At 58.2% G+C, this 14,526-nt stretch carries 23 protein-coding genes; 1 reads left to right on the plus strand and 22 read right to left on the minus strand.

What is annotated here, in order from left to right:
• Positions 1-3: 3 nt before the first annotated feature.
• From BM70_RS0111020 to BM70_RS0111045, 6 genes are all read right to left on the minus strand, one after another.
• Complete coding sequence (locus BM70_RS0111020) at positions 4-732, minus strand: hypothetical protein (RefSeq protein ID WP_025856063.1); 729 nt, start codon at positions 730-732, stop codon at positions 4-6.
• 83 nt (positions 733-815) lie between these two features.
• Positions 816-1,901: a minor capsid protein gene (locus tag BM70_RS0111025; protein WP_025856064.1), complete on the minus strand. Its 1,086-nt coding sequence runs from the start codon at positions 1,899-1,901 to the stop codon at positions 816-818.
• Entirely contained in the window at positions 1,876-3,294 is a 1,419-nt protein-coding gene (locus BM70_RS0111030) for a DUF4055 domain-containing protein (RefSeq protein ID WP_025856065.1), read from the minus strand. Before BM70_RS0111030 ends, BM70_RS0111025 begins: the two co-directional genes overlap by 26 nt.
• Positions 3,291-4,592: a terminase large subunit domain-containing protein gene (locus BM70_RS0111035; protein ID WP_025856066.1), complete on the minus strand. Its 1,302-nt coding sequence runs from the start codon at positions 4,590-4,592 to the stop codon at positions 3,291-3,293. Before BM70_RS0111035 ends, BM70_RS0111030 begins: the two co-directional genes overlap by 4 nt.
• Positions 4,579-5,040, minus strand: a complete 462-nt coding sequence (locus BM70_RS0111040) for a DUF2280 domain-containing protein (protein ID WP_025856067.1) — start codon at positions 5,038-5,040, stop codon at positions 4,579-4,581. Before BM70_RS0111040 ends, BM70_RS0111035 begins: the two co-directional genes overlap by 14 nt.
• Before the next feature lie 31 nt (positions 5,041-5,071).
• Complete coding sequence (locus BM70_RS0111045; RefSeq protein ID WP_025856068.1) at positions 5,072-5,695, minus strand: putative metallopeptidase; 624 nt, start codon at positions 5,693-5,695, stop codon at positions 5,072-5,074.
• Between the two features lie 91 nt (positions 5,696-5,786).
• Here BM70_RS0111045 and BM70_RS0111050 point away from each other — a divergent pair, with 91 nt between their 5' ends.
• Complete coding sequence (locus tag BM70_RS0111050; RefSeq protein ID WP_025856069.1) at positions 5,787-6,038, plus strand: hypothetical protein; 252 nt, start codon at positions 5,787-5,789, stop codon at positions 6,036-6,038.
• Positions 6,039-6,077: 39 nt separating this feature from the next.
• On the opposite strand, the gene BM70_RS0111055 is transcribed toward BM70_RS0111050, so the two are convergent.
• From BM70_RS0111055 to BM70_RS0111135, 16 genes are all read right to left on the minus strand, one after another.
• A complete protein-coding gene (locus BM70_RS0111055; RefSeq protein ID WP_025856070.1) occupies positions 6,078-6,332 on the minus strand; it encodes a hypothetical protein in 255 nt (84 codons plus the stop codon).
• On the minus strand, positions 6,329-6,520 hold the full coding sequence (locus tag BM70_RS0111060) for a hypothetical protein (protein ID WP_025856071.1): 192 nt from the start codon (positions 6,518-6,520) through the stop codon (positions 6,329-6,331). Before BM70_RS0111060 ends, BM70_RS0111055 begins: the two co-directional genes overlap by 4 nt.
• A 49-nt stretch (positions 6,521-6,569) precedes the next feature.
• Complete coding sequence (locus BM70_RS0111065) at positions 6,570-6,887, minus strand: hypothetical protein (protein WP_025856072.1); 318 nt, start codon at positions 6,885-6,887, stop codon at positions 6,570-6,572.
• The gene (locus BM70_RS0111070; RefSeq protein WP_025856073.1) at positions 6,887-7,258 is read right to left on the minus strand and encodes a chemotaxis protein; all 372 of its coding nucleotides are present in this window, start codon (positions 7,256-7,258) and stop codon (positions 6,887-6,889) included. Before BM70_RS0111070 ends, BM70_RS0111065 begins: the two co-directional genes overlap by 1 nt.
• Before the next feature lie 1,085 nt (positions 7,259-8,343).
• Positions 8,344-9,021, minus strand: a complete 678-nt coding sequence (locus BM70_RS0111080) for a hypothetical protein (RefSeq protein WP_025856075.1) — start codon at positions 9,019-9,021, stop codon at positions 8,344-8,346.
• Positions 9,018-9,605 carry a recombination protein NinG gene (locus BM70_RS0111085; protein WP_025856076.1) on the minus strand — a complete coding sequence of 196 codons (588 nt, stop codon included), beginning with the start codon at positions 9,603-9,605 and terminating at the stop codon, positions 9,018-9,020. Before BM70_RS0111085 ends, BM70_RS0111080 begins: the two co-directional genes overlap by 4 nt.
• Positions 9,602-9,871 (minus strand): hypothetical protein, encoded by a 270-nt coding sequence (locus tag BM70_RS0111090; RefSeq protein ID WP_025856077.1) that lies wholly within the window; start codon positions 9,869-9,871, stop codon positions 9,602-9,604. Before BM70_RS0111090 ends, BM70_RS0111085 begins: the two co-directional genes overlap by 4 nt.
• Positions 9,868-10,338, minus strand: coding sequence for a hypothetical protein (locus BM70_RS0111095; RefSeq protein ID WP_025856078.1), 471 nt, complete (start codon positions 10,336-10,338; stop codon positions 9,868-9,870). The genes BM70_RS0111090 and BM70_RS0111095 overlap by 4 nt, the downstream gene beginning before the upstream one ends.
• Positions 10,331-10,570, minus strand: coding sequence for a hypothetical protein (locus BM70_RS0111100; RefSeq protein ID WP_025856079.1), 240 nt, complete (start codon positions 10,568-10,570; stop codon positions 10,331-10,333). The genes BM70_RS0111095 and BM70_RS0111100 overlap by 8 nt, the downstream gene beginning before the upstream one ends.
• On the minus strand, positions 10,567-11,019 hold the full coding sequence (locus BM70_RS0111105) for a hypothetical protein (protein WP_025856080.1): 453 nt from the start codon (positions 11,017-11,019) through the stop codon (positions 10,567-10,569). The genes BM70_RS0111100 and BM70_RS0111105 overlap by 4 nt, the downstream gene beginning before the upstream one ends.
• Positions 11,016-11,729 carry a replication protein P gene (locus BM70_RS0111110; RefSeq protein ID WP_025856081.1) on the minus strand — a complete coding sequence of 238 codons (714 nt, stop codon included), beginning with the start codon at positions 11,727-11,729 and terminating at the stop codon, positions 11,016-11,018. Before BM70_RS0111110 ends, BM70_RS0111105 begins: the two co-directional genes overlap by 4 nt.
• Positions 11,726-12,475 carry a DnaT-like ssDNA-binding domain-containing protein gene (locus tag BM70_RS0111115; RefSeq protein ID WP_025856082.1) on the minus strand — a complete coding sequence of 250 codons (750 nt, stop codon included), beginning with the start codon at positions 12,473-12,475 and terminating at the stop codon, positions 11,726-11,728. Before BM70_RS0111115 ends, BM70_RS0111110 begins: the two co-directional genes overlap by 4 nt.
• Positions 12,475-13,284 (minus strand): Rha family transcriptional regulator, encoded by an 810-nt coding sequence (locus BM70_RS0111120; RefSeq protein ID WP_025856083.1) that lies wholly within the window; start codon positions 13,282-13,284, stop codon positions 12,475-12,477. Before BM70_RS0111120 ends, BM70_RS0111115 begins: the two co-directional genes overlap by 1 nt.
• A gap of 136 nt (positions 13,285-13,420) precedes the next feature.
• A complete protein-coding gene (locus BM70_RS0111125) occupies positions 13,421-13,720 on the minus strand; it encodes a hypothetical protein (RefSeq protein WP_025856084.1) in 300 nt (99 codons plus the stop codon).
• Complete coding sequence (locus tag BM70_RS0111130; protein ID WP_025856085.1) at positions 13,720-14,142, minus strand: phage regulatory CII family protein; 423 nt, start codon at positions 14,140-14,142, stop codon at positions 13,720-13,722. The genes BM70_RS0111125 and BM70_RS0111130 overlap by 1 nt, the downstream gene beginning before the upstream one ends.
• A gap of 81 nt (positions 14,143-14,223) precedes the next feature.
• Positions 14,224-14,463, minus strand: a complete 240-nt coding sequence (locus BM70_RS0111135) for a hypothetical protein (RefSeq protein WP_025856086.1) — start codon at positions 14,461-14,463, stop codon at positions 14,224-14,226.
• Between the last annotated feature and the right edge of the window lie 63 nt (positions 14,464-14,526).

Raw genomic sequence — 14,526 nt, forward strand, 5'->3', positions numbered from 1 at the left:
CCCTTACTTGGGCAATGCGAGGTATGCGGTTTGGCCGTGCTTGCGCTGGAAATCGCGCTTCTGCTCGGAGGTCATTTCGGAGCGCTTCGATGCAGCCTGGCCGCCACCCCCGCCCGGGGCTTGTGTCCCTGAAGCCCTAGGCCACAGGTGAGGTGCGCTTTCGCGCAAGGATTCCGCCCATTCGAGCGGGGTCAGAGGAGTCTTGCCGTCTTTGCCGAGGATGGTCTGGCCATTCTCGTCAACAGCGACCGCTTCGCCCTCTTCGTTCAGCGAGAACACGCCTTTGGCGCGCAGGATGATGTCGTCGGTTGCTTCGGGGAGTGCACCAGCCTTCAAGGCCGCGCCGCGCACCGAGTCGCCCAGGACTTTGCCCTGGAACTTGGCGGCGAAGGCTTCGGCCTTCTCGGCGCGGCCGGTGACGGCCTTCAGTTGCTTGTCGTAGTCACCGCGCAGGCGCTCAGTACGACGATTGAACACTTCGTCAACCTTGCCCTCGGTCAGCAGCTTGGTTTCTTCGTCCTGACCGGCGCGGCTAAGCAAGCCTTTCACGGCGTCGATGTCGATGCCTTCGAACTGGGTTTCGAACTGGGTAAGCTTGGTGGTGGTGTCCTTCAGCTTTCCCAGCAGCTCGGAGTTTTTGGCTTTCAGGCCGGAAACAGATGCGTCAACGGCAGTCGCGATAGCATCCTTGATTGCCGGGTTTTCCAGGTCGATTGCGTTTTCTTCTGCCACGGTGATGCACCCCTTAGGTATGTTCTGCCCGCTTTGCAGGCAATAAAAAACCGGCGCATGGCCGGCTGATTGAATGTGTTCGGTTAAATTCCGGCGCGCTCGAAGGCCAAAGGCTCCAAGCCCTTCATCTGCACCAGAGTCAGCGGCGCGAAGTTGCGATCAAGTTGCAGTTCGGTGAAGCGCTCAACTGTCAGGCCACCCTCGCGAAACAGTTTTGCCCGCATCGGCCCGATTGCCTCGTCCTGAAACGCTGCTGGCTGATCTTTGAGCCAGTTGTAGTAGTCGAGACTGGCACTGACCTGCCCTGCTCCGCCTGCGCCTACTGCCGCACGTGTCGCCCCCTTGGCGAACATATCGCTGAGCTTGGTCAGCAAGACAAACGTGGTGCGGCAATTCGGATGAAACGGCGGTCGCGGCCCTGACGTTACGGGAAACCGCCGACCATCCAGTGAGCGGCATTGCTGGCTGGTCTTGCTGTCCAACGTCGCAACGATTTGGATCTCGGACACGATGTCGGTGTTGGCCTTTGCCACCTCCATGCGCGCCTGAGACGACACATGCTGAATCGCGGTGTGCACGATGGTGCTGGCATTGCGGTTGGTGGTCGCTAGGACGCCGTCTTTGTATCCGGCCGCCTTGGTGCCGCGAATGTTGCGGATGATTTGGAAGTTCGTCTGCCCTTCGAAGAAGCCCTGCCGGATGGTGCCGGTGACTCGCTCACGCTCAGCACTGGTCCAGCCCTTGATGAAGGCCTTGAGTAGCTTCCCGCCACCAGTGCCGCGCACGCTGAGTGGGTTCGTCAGCACCGCTGTGCGGATTGCCGCAGCAGTGGGTGCCACGACATCGAGCGAAACGCCCACCGGTGCAGACTTGGCCAGGCTGGTCGCCTCGAACTCAGCCTCGTAGTTCGCGATATCCACCAGGTCGAGGTTCAGTTGCGCGCTGTAGCGGTCAAAGATGCCCAGCAACAGGCTGTCCACTTCCTTCAGCAACGCTTCCAGACGCTTAACGTTGTACTCAGTCAGGTCCGACTGGGTGAGCCGGTCACGGATCGAGCGGTCAATCTCCTTGAGGAAGGGGGCGAACTTGCCCACCTCCCCTGCCTTCAGCTTTTCGAGGAAGACAGCGTGCCGGATCGTGGCATCAAGTATCGCTTGGTTCGCCGCCATCTACTTTGCCCTCATCTTCTAGGCCCAGGCCGTCGCCCTGCTCTTCCAGCTCGCCGTCGATCTGCTGGTCAGTGCGCTCCGGCGCGATCAGCCCCAGTTTGCGCAGGTATGCCCGCAGATCGGCCTTGGCGAAGCCGCCGTTCTGCCACAAGCCAACCAGGGCCGTGATCATTTGCGGATCAGCTGTCAGCTCAACGAACTCTTGGTTGACCTGGTAGGCAACCTTCTTGTCAGCGATGCCCATGTAGGCGCAGCACCACATGATGGCTCGCGTGTAGGCTTCGCTGACGTTTGCCACGCAGCCGGCAAGGACCGACGTCGATGCTGATTGATCCCCGCGCGACTCGGTGGCGGTCTTGGTGGCGAGTGATGCCACCACCATCCGGGCGCCCAGTTCGATCATCATCTGGTTCTTGTCGGCCATTGCCTCCTTAACCAGCGTGTTCGGTAGTGGCTGCGCGTAACCGAACTGGCCGCCAGCTGGCAGCATCATCGGGGCCCTGGAGCCGACATAAATGCCGTTTTTCTCCATCCAGTCGCGCCAAGACTCATCGAGTCCGCTAATCCACGGCTGGGCCTGCCCGCACCAGAACACACTGTCCTCATAGTCAGCGCTGTTGCGGTAATGGCCCAGGTTGATCATGGCAATGTCGTACAGCGGCGACTCGTCGATGCTTGGATCGTTGTTCTGCGCACCGACGAAGGTGAACGGAATTTCCTTCAGTCGCCCGCCGGCACCTACAGGCTGGAACTCTTCGACAATCGTCAACGGACCGCCACTTTCAGGACCTGACCGACGCCAGACACGGCAAACAAAGCCGTCATCCTCCAGGGCAAGCTCCCGGTATTGCTCAACCGTCTTGAAGCCGAAGCCGTCAGGGATCTCCGGCGACTCCTTCAGCACCACCAGGGTCAGAACGCTATGACCATTTACCATGCCGGTGCGCCAGTTGATGATGTCCTCGGCGCAGTAGGTGAGGATCACAGCGTGCCCACCGATACCGTTGTCTTGGTGGTAGTCGACGTACAGGCCATGCCGGCCAGCCTCCAACACCTTTTCCAGCGTGCCTTGGGAGTGCTGGTAAATGCTCACCCCGGAACCGTTGGCGTTGTCTTGCAGGTATTCCAGCTTTTTGGGCACTGTCAGCGTCGGGTCTTTATGGAAGGCCAGGCCCAGCAGCCCGTTACGGGTGTGCCCGGTGGCGTTCTTGAACACTGCCCGCTCGCGGTAGGCCCGGTTCCGGTCTTCGTTCTCCGGCGACTTGTCGTGTGCGTTGATGTACGGCAGCCGATCGACTACACGGTGCTGACCCGCGCAGACGTCGCGGACGGTAGCCCAGCGGTCCAGCACTGCCGTGTATTCCGCCCGCTTGAAGGAGACGTCGTTGCTCATCGGGCGTATCCCATTTTGATAGCGGTGACCGGTTTGATGATCGGGTACTCGCGGTGGATGAAGTAGCCGCCGGCGTCGTTCGCGTGATCGATTCCGGCGCTTTTGTCTGGCTCCCCGTTCGCGCCCCACACCTGCTGCTCCAGGCCGTCGGCGTAGGTTGGGCAGGTGAACGGATTGACAAGGTAGCGGCGCTCGCCCTGCGCATTGCAGAAGACGGCGTTCATTGCGTTGATTCGGTCCTTCACCGGCGGGTTTGCCGCTGGAGCGATGACCGCGAAACCGGCCTGTTTCAGCATGGCCAGGTCGGTAATGCTGGCGTTCACGGACTTGCGTGAATCACCCGAGGCATCCGGGTAGATCCTGATCTCGCACGTCTTCTTGAAGTCGTTGCCGTCGTGCTGCCAGTAGCGTTCCTTGATGCGGCGGATCATGTCGGGCGTGTCGTAGCCATCGATCAGCTCATCTACGGCCCTGGGCAACCCCTGGTCGCGCTTAACGTGAGTAATCGCCGCCATCTTGCCGACGTTGAAGTCCATCCCGATGAACAGGGGCTCACCAGGCTGCACGGTGTCGAAGCACTCGTTGAGCTTGCGGTCGTAGGCCGTGTAGATCGTGCCGGAAGTCAGGTTGACGAACTGGCCCTTGAGGTATGCCATGATCAGTTGTGGCGGATACGACTCCATCAGGGAGGCGATGTAGTCATCCGGCAGGTTCAGCTCGTTGTCGAACGTGCTGGCCTGCACCAGGCCATACATCTCCTTGAGCGACGGCTTGTCGCGCAGCTGCTTCACGAACTGCAGGAAGACGAACTTGAAGCCTTCCGGCGTCGTGGTGACATCCACCCCGTTCTTCAGCCCAGGCAGGTTGTAGCGCATCCGGGCAATGATCTTGCGCCAGGCCTGCTGTGCTTTGACAGCAGTCAGCACGTCCAGCTCATCCACCAGGGCATGGCCGATCTTGAAACCCACGATGGTCTGCGGCTTCTCCATCGACCGGCAAATCACAGTGCCGCGATACTGCCGTCCGCTGTAGATGTGAACTTCGTGGTTCGCCTGGTTGATCTTGGTCTTCAGCCCCCAGTCGTAGGCCACCTCATCCATGGTCGGGTAGAAGATGTCCCGGATCTGCGGGTAAGTCGGTGCGAAGTATCCAGCGTTAACGCCAGGCCACTCCATGAAGTGCTTGCTCAGCGCCGAGCACCCGACCCAGGTCTTGCCTGATCCGAACCCGGCAACAAACGCACGGAATTTGTGGGGCAGCGTGAGGAACTGAGCCTGCGGAACATTAAGGCTCGGCATTCGGCTTCCTCGCGTCCACCACGTCGACCTGGATGCGGGTCGGGATTACCGGTTCGTCGCCAGCCTCTTCTTTCTTGGAGCGATTGACGAACATATCGCCGGTTTCTTTCGCGGCCTGCTCGAGGATCTGCATGGCCAGGCCGATGTTCTTCATCGATTCGGCCTTCTCCACGAAGCGGTTCATGGCGCGGAGGCGAAATGCACGGTTGGCGATCGGGATATCGACAGTCTCTTCCCTGAAGCGCTTGCGGCACTCTTCAAAAAACGTTTTCCACTTCTGCCCTAGGTCACGACCGGAATACTTGGTTGGGTCGTATCGCTCACACAGTTGGCGGGACAACTCGATGCCGTATTGCTCCTTGACGGCCTGACAAACCTGACTGGGGGTGTCGAAGCAGGCCAGGGCTTGGACAATAAAGGCCTTCACCTCATCTTTCAGGGCTGCCATAGATTCGTTTTCCGTCAAGGGCTGTCAAGGATTAAGCCAGCTTGAGCAGACAGGTTCCGCAGGCCCTCGCAATGTTCAATTTCCCCACCTCAGCAGGACTGTTTGCAGCATCCACCAACGCTTGAACGTCAGGGCTCGCGCCGTAGCGGCGGACGACACCGACGAACTCTTCTACGTCGTGGCCGCGCATCTCCAGCTTGGGTGCGCCGTCCTTGGTGAAGACTGGTTGGCCGTACTTATCCAGGGCATGAGCGATGTGATAAAGCTCATGCTCAACAAGGGCGCAAAAGTCGGTGTCGCTGCACTCGGCGCAGTAGTCGGCAGCCAAGGTGATGATGAAGGCCGGCACGTCGCCGAACCAATCGCGCATCTGTTGCTCCATCCGTGCCTTCTGCCAACCGCCGGCGCGGAACGCTACCTGTTCGGCCTGGCCCAGGACTGTCCGGCCCTGCCTCTCGAAGCTGGACGACGCCCACATGACCCGGATGTCTGCATCCAGAAGGTGGGCATGGTCTTCGTTGTGAATGCTGCCGGTGTCGGCAAGGATCTCGGCTTGGAGCCATTCCCATACTTCAGGGGCTGGAGTAAGGCGAATGCCGAAGTCGGATAGATCGGACAGCTCAAGCAGTGTCGATGGAGGGTATGGACGAGCTATTGTCATATCACCCTCTTGAAAGCTGCGCGTAACTTGATGAGGCGACCATTTACCAGTATTGATGCTGCTCCAACACTCAAGGAGCAAGACGATGAAGTTTAAGGTAAAGGCCTACTACAACCAGTCAAAACATCGGGCGCTAGCCATTCCAGATGAGAAAACGCTGAACGATCTATCGGATGAGCAAAAGCTCTGGATAGGCCCGCAAGTGGAGGAGCAGCTCAGAGAGCTCGATACATCCGAAAAACTCATCGGCTTCGACCCCCAAACTGTTTGGGATGACTTCCAGTCTAAGGGCTTCTCTACCTACGAGATCACCGCCACGGTGAAAGTGATCAAATAGTCTTAACCTAAAAGCGTGCCGCTCTCACCTGCGGCACACCTACCCCTCCCCACCCTTCAGCAGCACATCGATCAGCTTCTGCTCCCCCAGGCGCATCGCACCCAAGCACTGTAGGTCGTCGCACTTTGGGCCAAGGCCAAATACCGTGACCTCTCCCTTCGCGCCGATCAGCGTCAAGGCGCCTACGGTGCACTCGGGATGCTCACCGGCATCAAGGTTGTCGGCGATCTTGCGCAGAGTCTTGGCAGCATCGCGCCAGCCCTCCCGCTTGAACTCCAGAACCTTGATGGTCATGCGGTCACCATCTGGTGTGTCTGAGCGTGTGCATGACCGTGGAGCAATCCGACGATCAGGCCTTGGGGAATTCCGGCAGTCTTCGCAGTGTCTACCGCCTTGGCGATGGCGCCATCCAGATCGTTCACGGCCCTGCTGATGTCAGGGCTCATCGGTAGCGCGTGGCGCAGGCGGGTGACTTTGTTCATCTGCAGAACCTCGCGCCACGATTTGACGCATTCGAAAACGTGGCGCGGATTACTGGGCTGTCCGGTTTAGAGCTTCGTCCACCTTGTCGACTGCCTGGGCTGCAGACGTTGCTGCCTTGGTGGCCTTCTCTGCTGCGGTGCCAGTCTGGCGAGTAAGCTCTTCCAAGCGCTTGTCACGCTCAGTCATCGCGGTGTCGTATGCCTCGCGGATGCCCTTGACCTGATTGCTCTGGTTCTCGGCGAGAGACCAGTAGGCAGCCTGGTAGCCGAGAACGGCGCCGCCACCAACCAGCAAAATGGCGATAGCCCAGACCTCGGCCCGTCGCCACCAGCGGCGGGCGATAAATTCCAGTGCGCATCTGTCCATCAGGCGATTCCTCCCAGCTTGGTGCGCAGGCGAGTGATCTCGTCGCTCTGCTGCGTCACGCGGTCAGTGAGTTGGGCGACTTGGCTGGTCAGTGCCTCAATCTTCCCTTCCATGCGCCCCACGGCGGCTGCCAGGTCATTCCGCTCTTTCGCGAACTGATCGGCACGGGCCTCGGCTTCTTTGCGGGCGGCTCGCTCCTGGTTCAGCAACTCGTTCAGGCGCTTCAGCGTACCGATATCGGCGCTATCCATTGCGCGATCGGTCGCATCCTTGGAAAGGAAGCGGCGCAGCCAAAGCAGGCCGCCCAGTACAACGGTGGCGCTACCGCCCAGCCAGGTAGCTGTGCCTGGGCCGAGGTCAGTAGGATCCATCGTCACTCCATGAAGAAATTGGCCTTGGCCAGTAATAGGTCAGCCCCGGCGGCACTCCCAGCTCAGAGCGAAGGGAGTGGCGGAACCGAAAACGAAAAGGCCCGCCGTTATGGCGAGCCTTAGAGTGGTTGTGCTGTATTTTCAGACTCATCCAACGACGAGTTCTGTTTTTTTATAATCGACACGATAGAAATTTCCTAATGGGACCAAAAAACAATCTCGACTATTTCTAAATGTGTCTGGCCTCGCTTCTTTTAGACCAGCGTCCAATTCCACCGGGCACCACTTACACGAGCGATCGTCCATTGCGACTTTATGAGATTCACTACATGCAAGGTCGGTCCAAGAAAGTAGTTTTGTTTCGTCGAGAAGGCATGACTGAAATGAGCGCATGGCTGATCGCATCTCTATATGAGGGCGCATTCCTTGAAGAGCTGACGTCCCTAACCACTCTAGAGCAAGCCAAGCGAGTAGCCGATCGAAGGAACATCAGAAGCGTTAGATGGAACATAGCTACCGCTTCGATAAACAGGGATCGCACTATTGATGCACTGAATTACCTTCCCTGATGCTGTCCTGGCTGCAGTGAAACTCAGGCAATAAAAAACCCGGCAACATGCCGGGTTTTAGGTATTCGGTATTATTCCACGTAACTTTTGCGCAGGTTGCTAACGTGAGTTCGGCCGTTAGGAATCGTCCCTTCACCGGCGATCACAACTACAACGTGCTCCCCAACGCAGGGCCTGATTCGGTTTTCAAGCCACTTGGTAATACTGGTACGAGAGCTGGTAGCCCGATCATAGTCATAATCTTCGACGAGCTCATTAGGGTTTCCGCGAACGACAACCCTCATCTCCTCGATTTCAAAAACCTTTTGCTCGAAAGCTGCGATAGATATTTTTGCCACTTTAAGACTCCTTTCATGAAAGGTGGAGTCTTATCAATCGGAGTAAAAAACTCAATGGCTTAATGCCATTATAAAACGAAAAACCCGACGCTTGGCCGGGTTCAGGGTTTCGTGTGCGTTTCGCGTTACTTGTGCACTATGGGAAAAGTACGCGCAAAACCCCATCATGTCAATATTATTATGCCGCCTTTTGATCTTTTTCCGAGTGAATCACCTGCCATAGTGGTTGTTGAGCTTGAATATCCACTTCCTTTATCACTTCTTTCAGAGATTCCCACAGGTCGAGCCAGTCACGCGTCCAGTTCTTCGGGTCGATGGTCACGCCGAAGAACGCATTCATCTCAGCGGCTACCCGCGCCGGCCCCCACTCCGCAGCCCCGTGCACCTCCCCCTTGTACGATTGCAGGGCCAGGGTGACCAGGTACTGCGCCTTCACGCGCTTGGCCGAAGTCAGGTCAGGCAGCGCGGCTTTGGCGGTTATCAGCAGCACCGCGTTCAACAGATGCTTCATGTTCATCGCCGGGTGGTACAGGTAGTGCCCGAACTGCTGCACCTGGAACGGAAGCGTGTCGATGGCGCGCAGTACTTTGCCGATGGTGGCCAGGTGCGCGGCGCGAGCAGTGGAGCGGCCGGCGGGCGTACCGCGCGTCTCGCTTATGCTAATCTTCTGGCGCACAACCTGAATGCGCTCTTCCTTGTCATCCCCCAGCGCAGCGAACACCGCCTCGGCCCGGCGCATACGCTGCCCCTTCTTGATCGGTGCTGATTGGGCCTTGTCGATGGCTACAGCGCTGATCGACGCATTCGATTCGTGCTGAGCCTCAGTCCATACCTGCCTTGCGTTGATCAGTTTCATGCTGCGAGCCCCTTTTTCAGTTCTCTGGTCTTTGCCCGGTAGTCGGCGGTCATCGCCTTCAGTTGCTCTATGGTGTATTTCTTCGGCTCATGCGGACCTTCCAGCCACTCAACTGCCTCGGCGCCAATCTTTTCCAGCAAGCGCGGGCGGTAGCCGAGGATGTTGCCGGACTTCGATAGGTTGCAGTTCTTGTTGCACTGGAGGTGCACGTTCAGCGGCTCAAAGCGGAGCTCTGGGCACGATCCGGTCGTCCTGTAGTGGCCGGCACAATACTGAACGTCTGCAGTGGTGCCGCATGAGATGCATGGCCGACCAGCATCACGCGCCCGTATCCAGGCGTTGAAGGCCTGTTGCGTGTCTTTGAGGTGGTCCGCCCTACTCTTCAGCTTCTCCTTGCGGACCTTGATGTCCTTGCGTTCGATGTTGGCCAAGGCCTTGCGCGCCTTCGGCTCATGCCTGGGCGCGTCGATCATTGCGCAGGCCGGGCTGCATACCGCCTGGCCCATGCGCGAAGGGACGAATGAGGCCCTGCACGTAGCAACGCGGCATTTTTTCGGCTTGGCCGGCTTCCTTTCGATGGTCATACAGCCTCCTTGGCTTTCCGCTGCTCGGGAGCAAAGTCGCCGCGCAGGGGCATCAACCACTTTTCCCAAACGATGGCCTTGTCGTCGCTCACGACCCATACCGGATCGCCACCTTCTTGCTCATACACACCTGGATCCATTGGGTCTTTGCGATCCACGGGACTCACCAGATGACGGCTTATCAACTCGACGCATGTGCCGATCACTGGTGGGAAGGTGTGATTGATAACCAGCGCCAGGTCGCCCGGCTTGAAGTTATGGCTCATGCGGCCTCCTGGCTAAGCAGGTCAGAGAAGTACACGCCCTGCGGTGCAAAGCGAGCGACGATGCGGTCGGTGTAGGCGATGCCCTGGGCACGATTGAATAGGCTGGTCACCGGGAAGCCGTCAGGGCCGAACAGCTTGCACTCCCCCATCATGGCCAGCTTCGTTTCGTAAGGAAGGTGGCGCATCACCCGGTACCACTCGGCCTGGAAGCCGGCGTCCTCGTTCAGCAGGATCTGCACGCCGATGTGCAATTTGCAGTACTGGCGGGCGTCGGCGGCGTCGCCGATCTGGGTCATCTCGGCGATGCGCTTGTACATGGCGAACCAAAGGCGGTTCTGGTCGAGGGTGCGGTCCTTGCCCGGGCGAAGGCTCACCACCACAAAGTGCTTGTCCTCGAACATCTTGGACATGCGGGTGATTGCCTCGGTGAGCATGGAGCGGCAGTTGACGGAGATTTTGTCAGTCATTCGGCACCTCCACGTCCCGACACTCTTCGCAGTAGGCAAGCCGCCCAGCATGAGTCAGGTAGTAACCAGAAACGCTGACGATGCCTTTTCGCTCGCTGCCGAACTCCAGATACCCGAACTCTTCCATCTCCACGGCAAGCTTGGATTTGGTCTGGTATGGAAGGCGGTTTTCAATTTCAGCCGCGAAAACCTTTTCCAGCATGTTGAATACGCTTTTCGCCATACCTGTCATGACTGCTGCCCCTTGCCCATGGCGGCGTCGCAGTTTGCGCAAGCCCCGTTGTTCGCATCCATGAACCCAGCGCCGTAGCTGTTCGCTGAATGACCATCACCGCACGCACACCAAATCACTTCGTCGCTTGGCTGATGCTTGCGCAGCGCATCGTTCTCGGCCCGAAGATCATCAGCTATGCGAGCGGAGGTATCAGCGAGGTGGTTAACGCCCCACTGGACCTTTCCAACTAGCTGAATGGCGGTCAGCGTTTCGGCGTTGTAGCCGCCAGCACCCAAAGTCGACGCCAGGGAGCGCATACCTTCTTCGAACACTTCGTTCTCGGCCTTGAGCTGGTCGCGCTCGACCAGCAGTGCCTGGGCTATGGAATGGAACTGACGGCGGGACAACTCGCTTTCCATTGCCATCTCGAAAGGCATTCCGATTGCACCTCTGGTGATTTCGCTCATGTCCGTTGCTCCGTGGTCTTCTTGCCAAACTTGGCCAGCAGCAGTTCGCGGGCGGACTTGCCGTCGGCCGGGATGCCCTGCTTGAGGATTCGCGCTTGGGTCCGCTGGTCAGCCAGTTCGTTGGCCAGTTCGAATTCGGTCTTCTGGCTGTCGTGACCGATTCCGGTTGCGATCCGGCCGTCGAGCGGCAACCTGGCCTGGGCACGGCGAAGGATGATTTCGTAGTTGCGGTCGAACCTGGCGCGCAGCCCCTTGTCTTCCTGCTTGGCGCCTCGAAGGTCGAATAGACCGGTAGCCTCGGCGGCCAGCTTCACCGCTTCGTGGCTGTACGTGGTCATCAGCGCTTCAATCCAGGCGTCACCAACGGCTGGCATGCCGAAGTCCTCAGGCCCTGGTGTGCACATGGCGATGAACTCACCGACGCTCGGAGCGAACGGTTTCTTGAGCTTGCGGCACTTCTGGATACCGAACTCGATCTGCTCCAGGGTGCGGATACCCTCGTCGGCGAACTCCTTGATCCATTCGGCCTTGGCGGCGTCGAGCGCTTCGGTGGATGGCCAGGCTTGGCGCCATGCAGGGAAGATCCCGCGCAGGCGACGGAACAGGTCATTCACCACTTCCGCCGTCTGCGGCGTCACCTGGAGAGGCTGGCGAGGCTCTACGGCAGGCAGGTTGCCCATGGTAGCCATCAGTTGGTTGGCTGGCTTCATGGGCTCACCACAATCCCTTCGGCCCAGGCGTTGCTGTCGAAGTCGGGCTCATTGCTTTGGCGTGCCGGGAACTGCCTGATGTTCGATGCCGCTGCGCGATTTCGGTCGTTCAGCACCCACTTCACCAGCATCTGCACCCACTCGGCCTGAGTATTCACCTGGCCGCGAGGTTCGTAGTGAGCAGTGAATGCGCGCCGCGCCTCTTCGGTGAACAGGTCCAGCGCCACGCCAGAGTGAACCGAGTAGGTTTTCAGAAGCTTGTGATCAGGATTCCAGTCGAGGGTCATTTCGCTGGGCATGCGAGGGTCAACCGACTCACGCGCAGAGAGAGGTTCTTTATTCTTCTCTTTCTCTTCTTTAGGTAACGCACTTTTAACGCTGGCAGCGTTACCTTTTGCGTTACCTGACTTATGTCCGGCAACCCTGCGAGCCGTCAAAGCCCTGTTTTTAGCGGTCTTCCCGTTATGACGGTCGAAATGAGGGAGGCTGATAACACCCTCGCACTCAACCATCCAATCGACCAGTTTCATGTAGTCGCAGAACTCGTTAACGCCAACGAGACGATCAAGTAACTTTTTAGTAACGCTCGGAGCGTTACCATTTTCTGTCTGCTGATCGAACCAGCCCCAAACGCGCATGAGCTTGCCCACGACAGCATCTGGATCGATACCAGCCCACTCCGCGATCTGGCAAACCTCTGGCTTGTCCAGGGTGCACAGTTCGAATTTTATCCAATCACCGGCCATTACTTGGCTCCTTTGCCGACAAGGCCGGCCAATTCGAGGAAGCGATCCACGTACCAGTGAGGCTGCGTCTCGCGGGGGCTTTGAGGGCTGGTGAGGTTCTTGCCGTAGGCCATGCCCTTCTCGGTCACGGACCAGAAGTCCACCATTTCCTGCTTGGAGTTTTTGCGCTGGAGCACCTTGAGGAAGCCGTGGGCCTCAAGTGCAAGGTTGAAGGCGCGGGCGGTGCTGGCGATGGCGTGATCTTTGATCAGGGCGGTGATTGCCTTGGTGGGCATCGAAGAGCCACCAGCGGCATCGGGGGCGGCGTCAACGGCGTACCCTGGGAGGAACTTAGGATCCAGGCCATTGTTCTGGGCGATCTTGGTGAGCATTGCCATCTGACAGGACGCGGCAGGCTTCAGCAGGTGCGTGAAACACTCCATGATGGCGATCTCGCCGATTACCTTGGTGCCGGTGAGTTGGACCTGTTCGCGAGCACCCTGCTGCTGTTCCAGTTCACGCCAGCGACGGATCACTTTCATGCGTAGGCCAGCGCTGTACCCTGTCAGCAGGCAATCCGTGTGTTCGCGGTCAAGCAGATACTCAACCTGCTCTCGATTCCGGCTGTCGTTGTAAATGTGAGCAAATTCGCTCACATCTACTTTCAGCTCTACGGCCATGGCCTGAATATCGCGTTTCACGTCTGGGTGACGTTTGCCGGTGAGATTCGCGATCTCGCGTGACGACATAGTCCGCGCCACGTTTTCAGATTGCGAAAAACGTGGCGCGGGATTGGCAGGGGTATTGACGGGAATCGATTGTGTATTCATTATTGCCTCGCTGATGTAGCAATGAGCCAGGCCACGAACCTGGCTTTTTTGTGCCTGAAATTCAGGCGTTATAGGTGTCCGGCGCATCCGTGGTAATTTCGAATTTCCACAAACGAAGGCCAGGAGGCCGGACATGTCATTGATAGATACTCAAAACTTCAACATCACCTGCGGCGAGTGCGCCCACCAATTCCCTCATTCGGTCGGTTATCTGAAGCTCAATGACCGAATGACCATCTGCCCCGAATGCGGGAATCGCCACCAACTCGACAAAGCCGGGTTTGAGGCTGCCGTCGCTGAGGGTGAAAAGCAGATCGAGGACCTTCAAGCGAAGGTGCGGAACATCGGAGAGAATCTGTTCAAGGGCGGCAAATAACCCTTCAAGCTCGGAAAGACCGGGCTGAGCGTTCAGTTGAAGTTTCAGTTCGGCTTTCATCAGGCGACCTTCACGGAGGCTTTCAGCTGTGCCAGAGCGCTCTCGGCATGGTCGATCTCGCGCAGGATTCGTGCGCGCTCGACCTGATCTACTCGGCCATCAGCCATGGCTGCATGCGTCTCGACAGTGACTTCGGCGAACTCCAAGGTTGCTCGCCCAAGCGCTTCGTGGATGTCGATCGCCTTGGGCTGATCTGTCTTGAGGATCGAATAACCAAACTCGCCAGCCAATGCAGCCAAGGGGCGCATGTCATCCGTGTGCAGAAGCAAGGAGTACAGGTGCTTCACGTTGAACCATGCGCCGTCGTAGTTCGCGTTGGCGCGCTGGAGCAAGCTCACCGGTGGCATGCTCATCAACGTGGCGAGATTTTTGGTGTTCGCCTCTTCGACGACGGTGTCGCAAGCCCTCAAAAAATCTTGCATGCCTAAAACCTCGAAATTCTTTACGTGGCGCCCCGCAGGTGCAGAGGCGATCATTTGCTCAATGGATCGGCGACAGAGATGTCAGGCGGCCGTCTTCTTCGGATGGGCCTCGGAAAGAAGCCAAGAAGGCTCAAATGGCTTGCCATTTGCAGAAGCCAGGGCGGCGATTCTTTCTGCGTACCGTGTCTCTCCGGTGTATTCGGTGCGGGGCAGGCAGTCGGCGGCAAGCCACTTGTAAACGGCCCGAGGCGTCTTGCCGCATGCCAGAGCAACCACCGGAACGCCGCCGGCATCATCAATTGATTTCTTAAGCGGGCTCATGTGGCCTCCAAGCGAAATATGAACTTGCAGTACATGTTATGTCGGAACTGAAAGTACATGCAA

Source organism: Pseudomonas sp. CHM02 (assembly GCF_000612585.1).
Taxonomy (GTDB): Bacteria; Pseudomonadota; Gammaproteobacteria; order Pseudomonadales; family Pseudomonadaceae; genus Aquipseudomonas.

Excerpts from the sequence above, each read along its gene's own strand:
- BM70_RS0111025 (WP_025856064.1), bottom strand. The coding sequence starts at position 1,901 with ATGGCGGCGAACCAAGCGATACTTGATGCCACGATCCGGCACGCTGTC.
- BM70_RS0111030 (WP_025856065.1), bottom strand. The coding sequence starts at position 3,294 with ATGAGCAACGACGTCTCCTTCAAGCGGGCGGAATACACGGCAGTGCTG.
- BM70_RS0111035 (WP_025856066.1), bottom strand. The coding sequence starts at position 4,592 with ATGCCGAGCCTTAATGTTCCGCAGGCTCAGTTCCTCACGCTGCCCCAC.
- BM70_RS0111040 (WP_025856067.1), bottom strand. The coding sequence starts at position 5,040 with ATGGCAGCCCTGAAAGATGAGGTGAAGGCCTTTATTGTCCAAGCCCTG.
- BM70_RS0111050 (WP_025856069.1), top strand. The coding sequence starts at position 5,787 with ATGAAGTTTAAGGTAAAGGCCTACTACAACCAGTCAAAACATCGGGCG.
- BM70_RS0111055 (WP_025856070.1), bottom strand. The coding sequence starts at position 6,332 with ATGACCATCAAGGTTCTGGAGTTCAAGCGGGAGGGCTGGCGCGATGCT.
- BM70_RS0111060 (WP_025856071.1), bottom strand. The coding sequence starts at position 6,520 with ATGAACAAAGTCACCCGCCTGCGCCACGCGCTACCGATGAGCCCTGAC.
- BM70_RS0111065 (WP_025856072.1), bottom strand. The coding sequence starts at position 6,887 with ATGGACAGATGCGCACTGGAATTTATCGCCCGCCGCTGGTGGCGACGG.
- BM70_RS0111070 (WP_025856073.1), bottom strand. The coding sequence starts at position 7,258 with ATGGATCCTACTGACCTCGGCCCAGGCACAGCTACCTGGCTGGGCGGT.
- BM70_RS0111080 (WP_025856075.1), bottom strand. The coding sequence starts at position 9,021 with ATGAAACTGATCAACGCAAGGCAGGTATGGACTGAGGCTCAGCACGAA.
- BM70_RS0111085 (WP_025856076.1), bottom strand. The coding sequence starts at position 9,605 with ATGACCATCGAAAGGAAGCCGGCCAAGCCGAAAAAATGCCGCGTTGCT.
- BM70_RS0111090 (WP_025856077.1), bottom strand. The coding sequence starts at position 9,871 with ATGAGCCATAACTTCAAGCCGGGCGACCTGGCGCTGGTTATCAATCAC.
- BM70_RS0111095 (WP_025856078.1), bottom strand. The coding sequence starts at position 10,338 with ATGACTGACAAAATCTCCGTCAACTGCCGCTCCATGCTCACCGAGGCA.
- BM70_RS0111100 (WP_025856079.1), bottom strand. The coding sequence starts at position 10,570 with ATGACAGGTATGGCGAAAAGCGTATTCAACATGCTGGAAAAGGTTTTC.
- BM70_RS0111105 (WP_025856080.1), bottom strand. The coding sequence starts at position 11,019 with ATGAGCGAAATCACCAGAGGTGCAATCGGAATGCCTTTCGAGATGGCA.
- BM70_RS0111110 (WP_025856081.1), bottom strand. The coding sequence starts at position 11,729 with ATGAAGCCAGCCAACCAACTGATGGCTACCATGGGCAACCTGCCTGCC.
- BM70_RS0111115 (WP_025856082.1), bottom strand. The coding sequence starts at position 12,475 with ATGGCCGGTGATTGGATAAAATTCGAACTGTGCACCCTGGACAAGCCA.
- BM70_RS0111120 (WP_025856083.1), bottom strand. The coding sequence starts at position 13,284 with ATGAATACACAATCGATTCCCGTCAATACCCCTGCCAATCCCGCGCCA.
- BM70_RS0111125 (WP_025856084.1), bottom strand. The coding sequence starts at position 13,720 with ATGAAAGCCGAACTGAAACTTCAACTGAACGCTCAGCCCGGTCTTTCC.
- BM70_RS0111130 (WP_025856085.1), bottom strand. The coding sequence starts at position 14,142 with ATGCAAGATTTTTTGAGGGCTTGCGACACCGTCGTCGAAGAGGCGAAC.
- BM70_RS0111135 (WP_025856086.1), bottom strand. The coding sequence starts at position 14,463 with ATGAGCCCGCTTAAGAAATCAATTGATGATGCCGGCGGCGTTCCGGTG.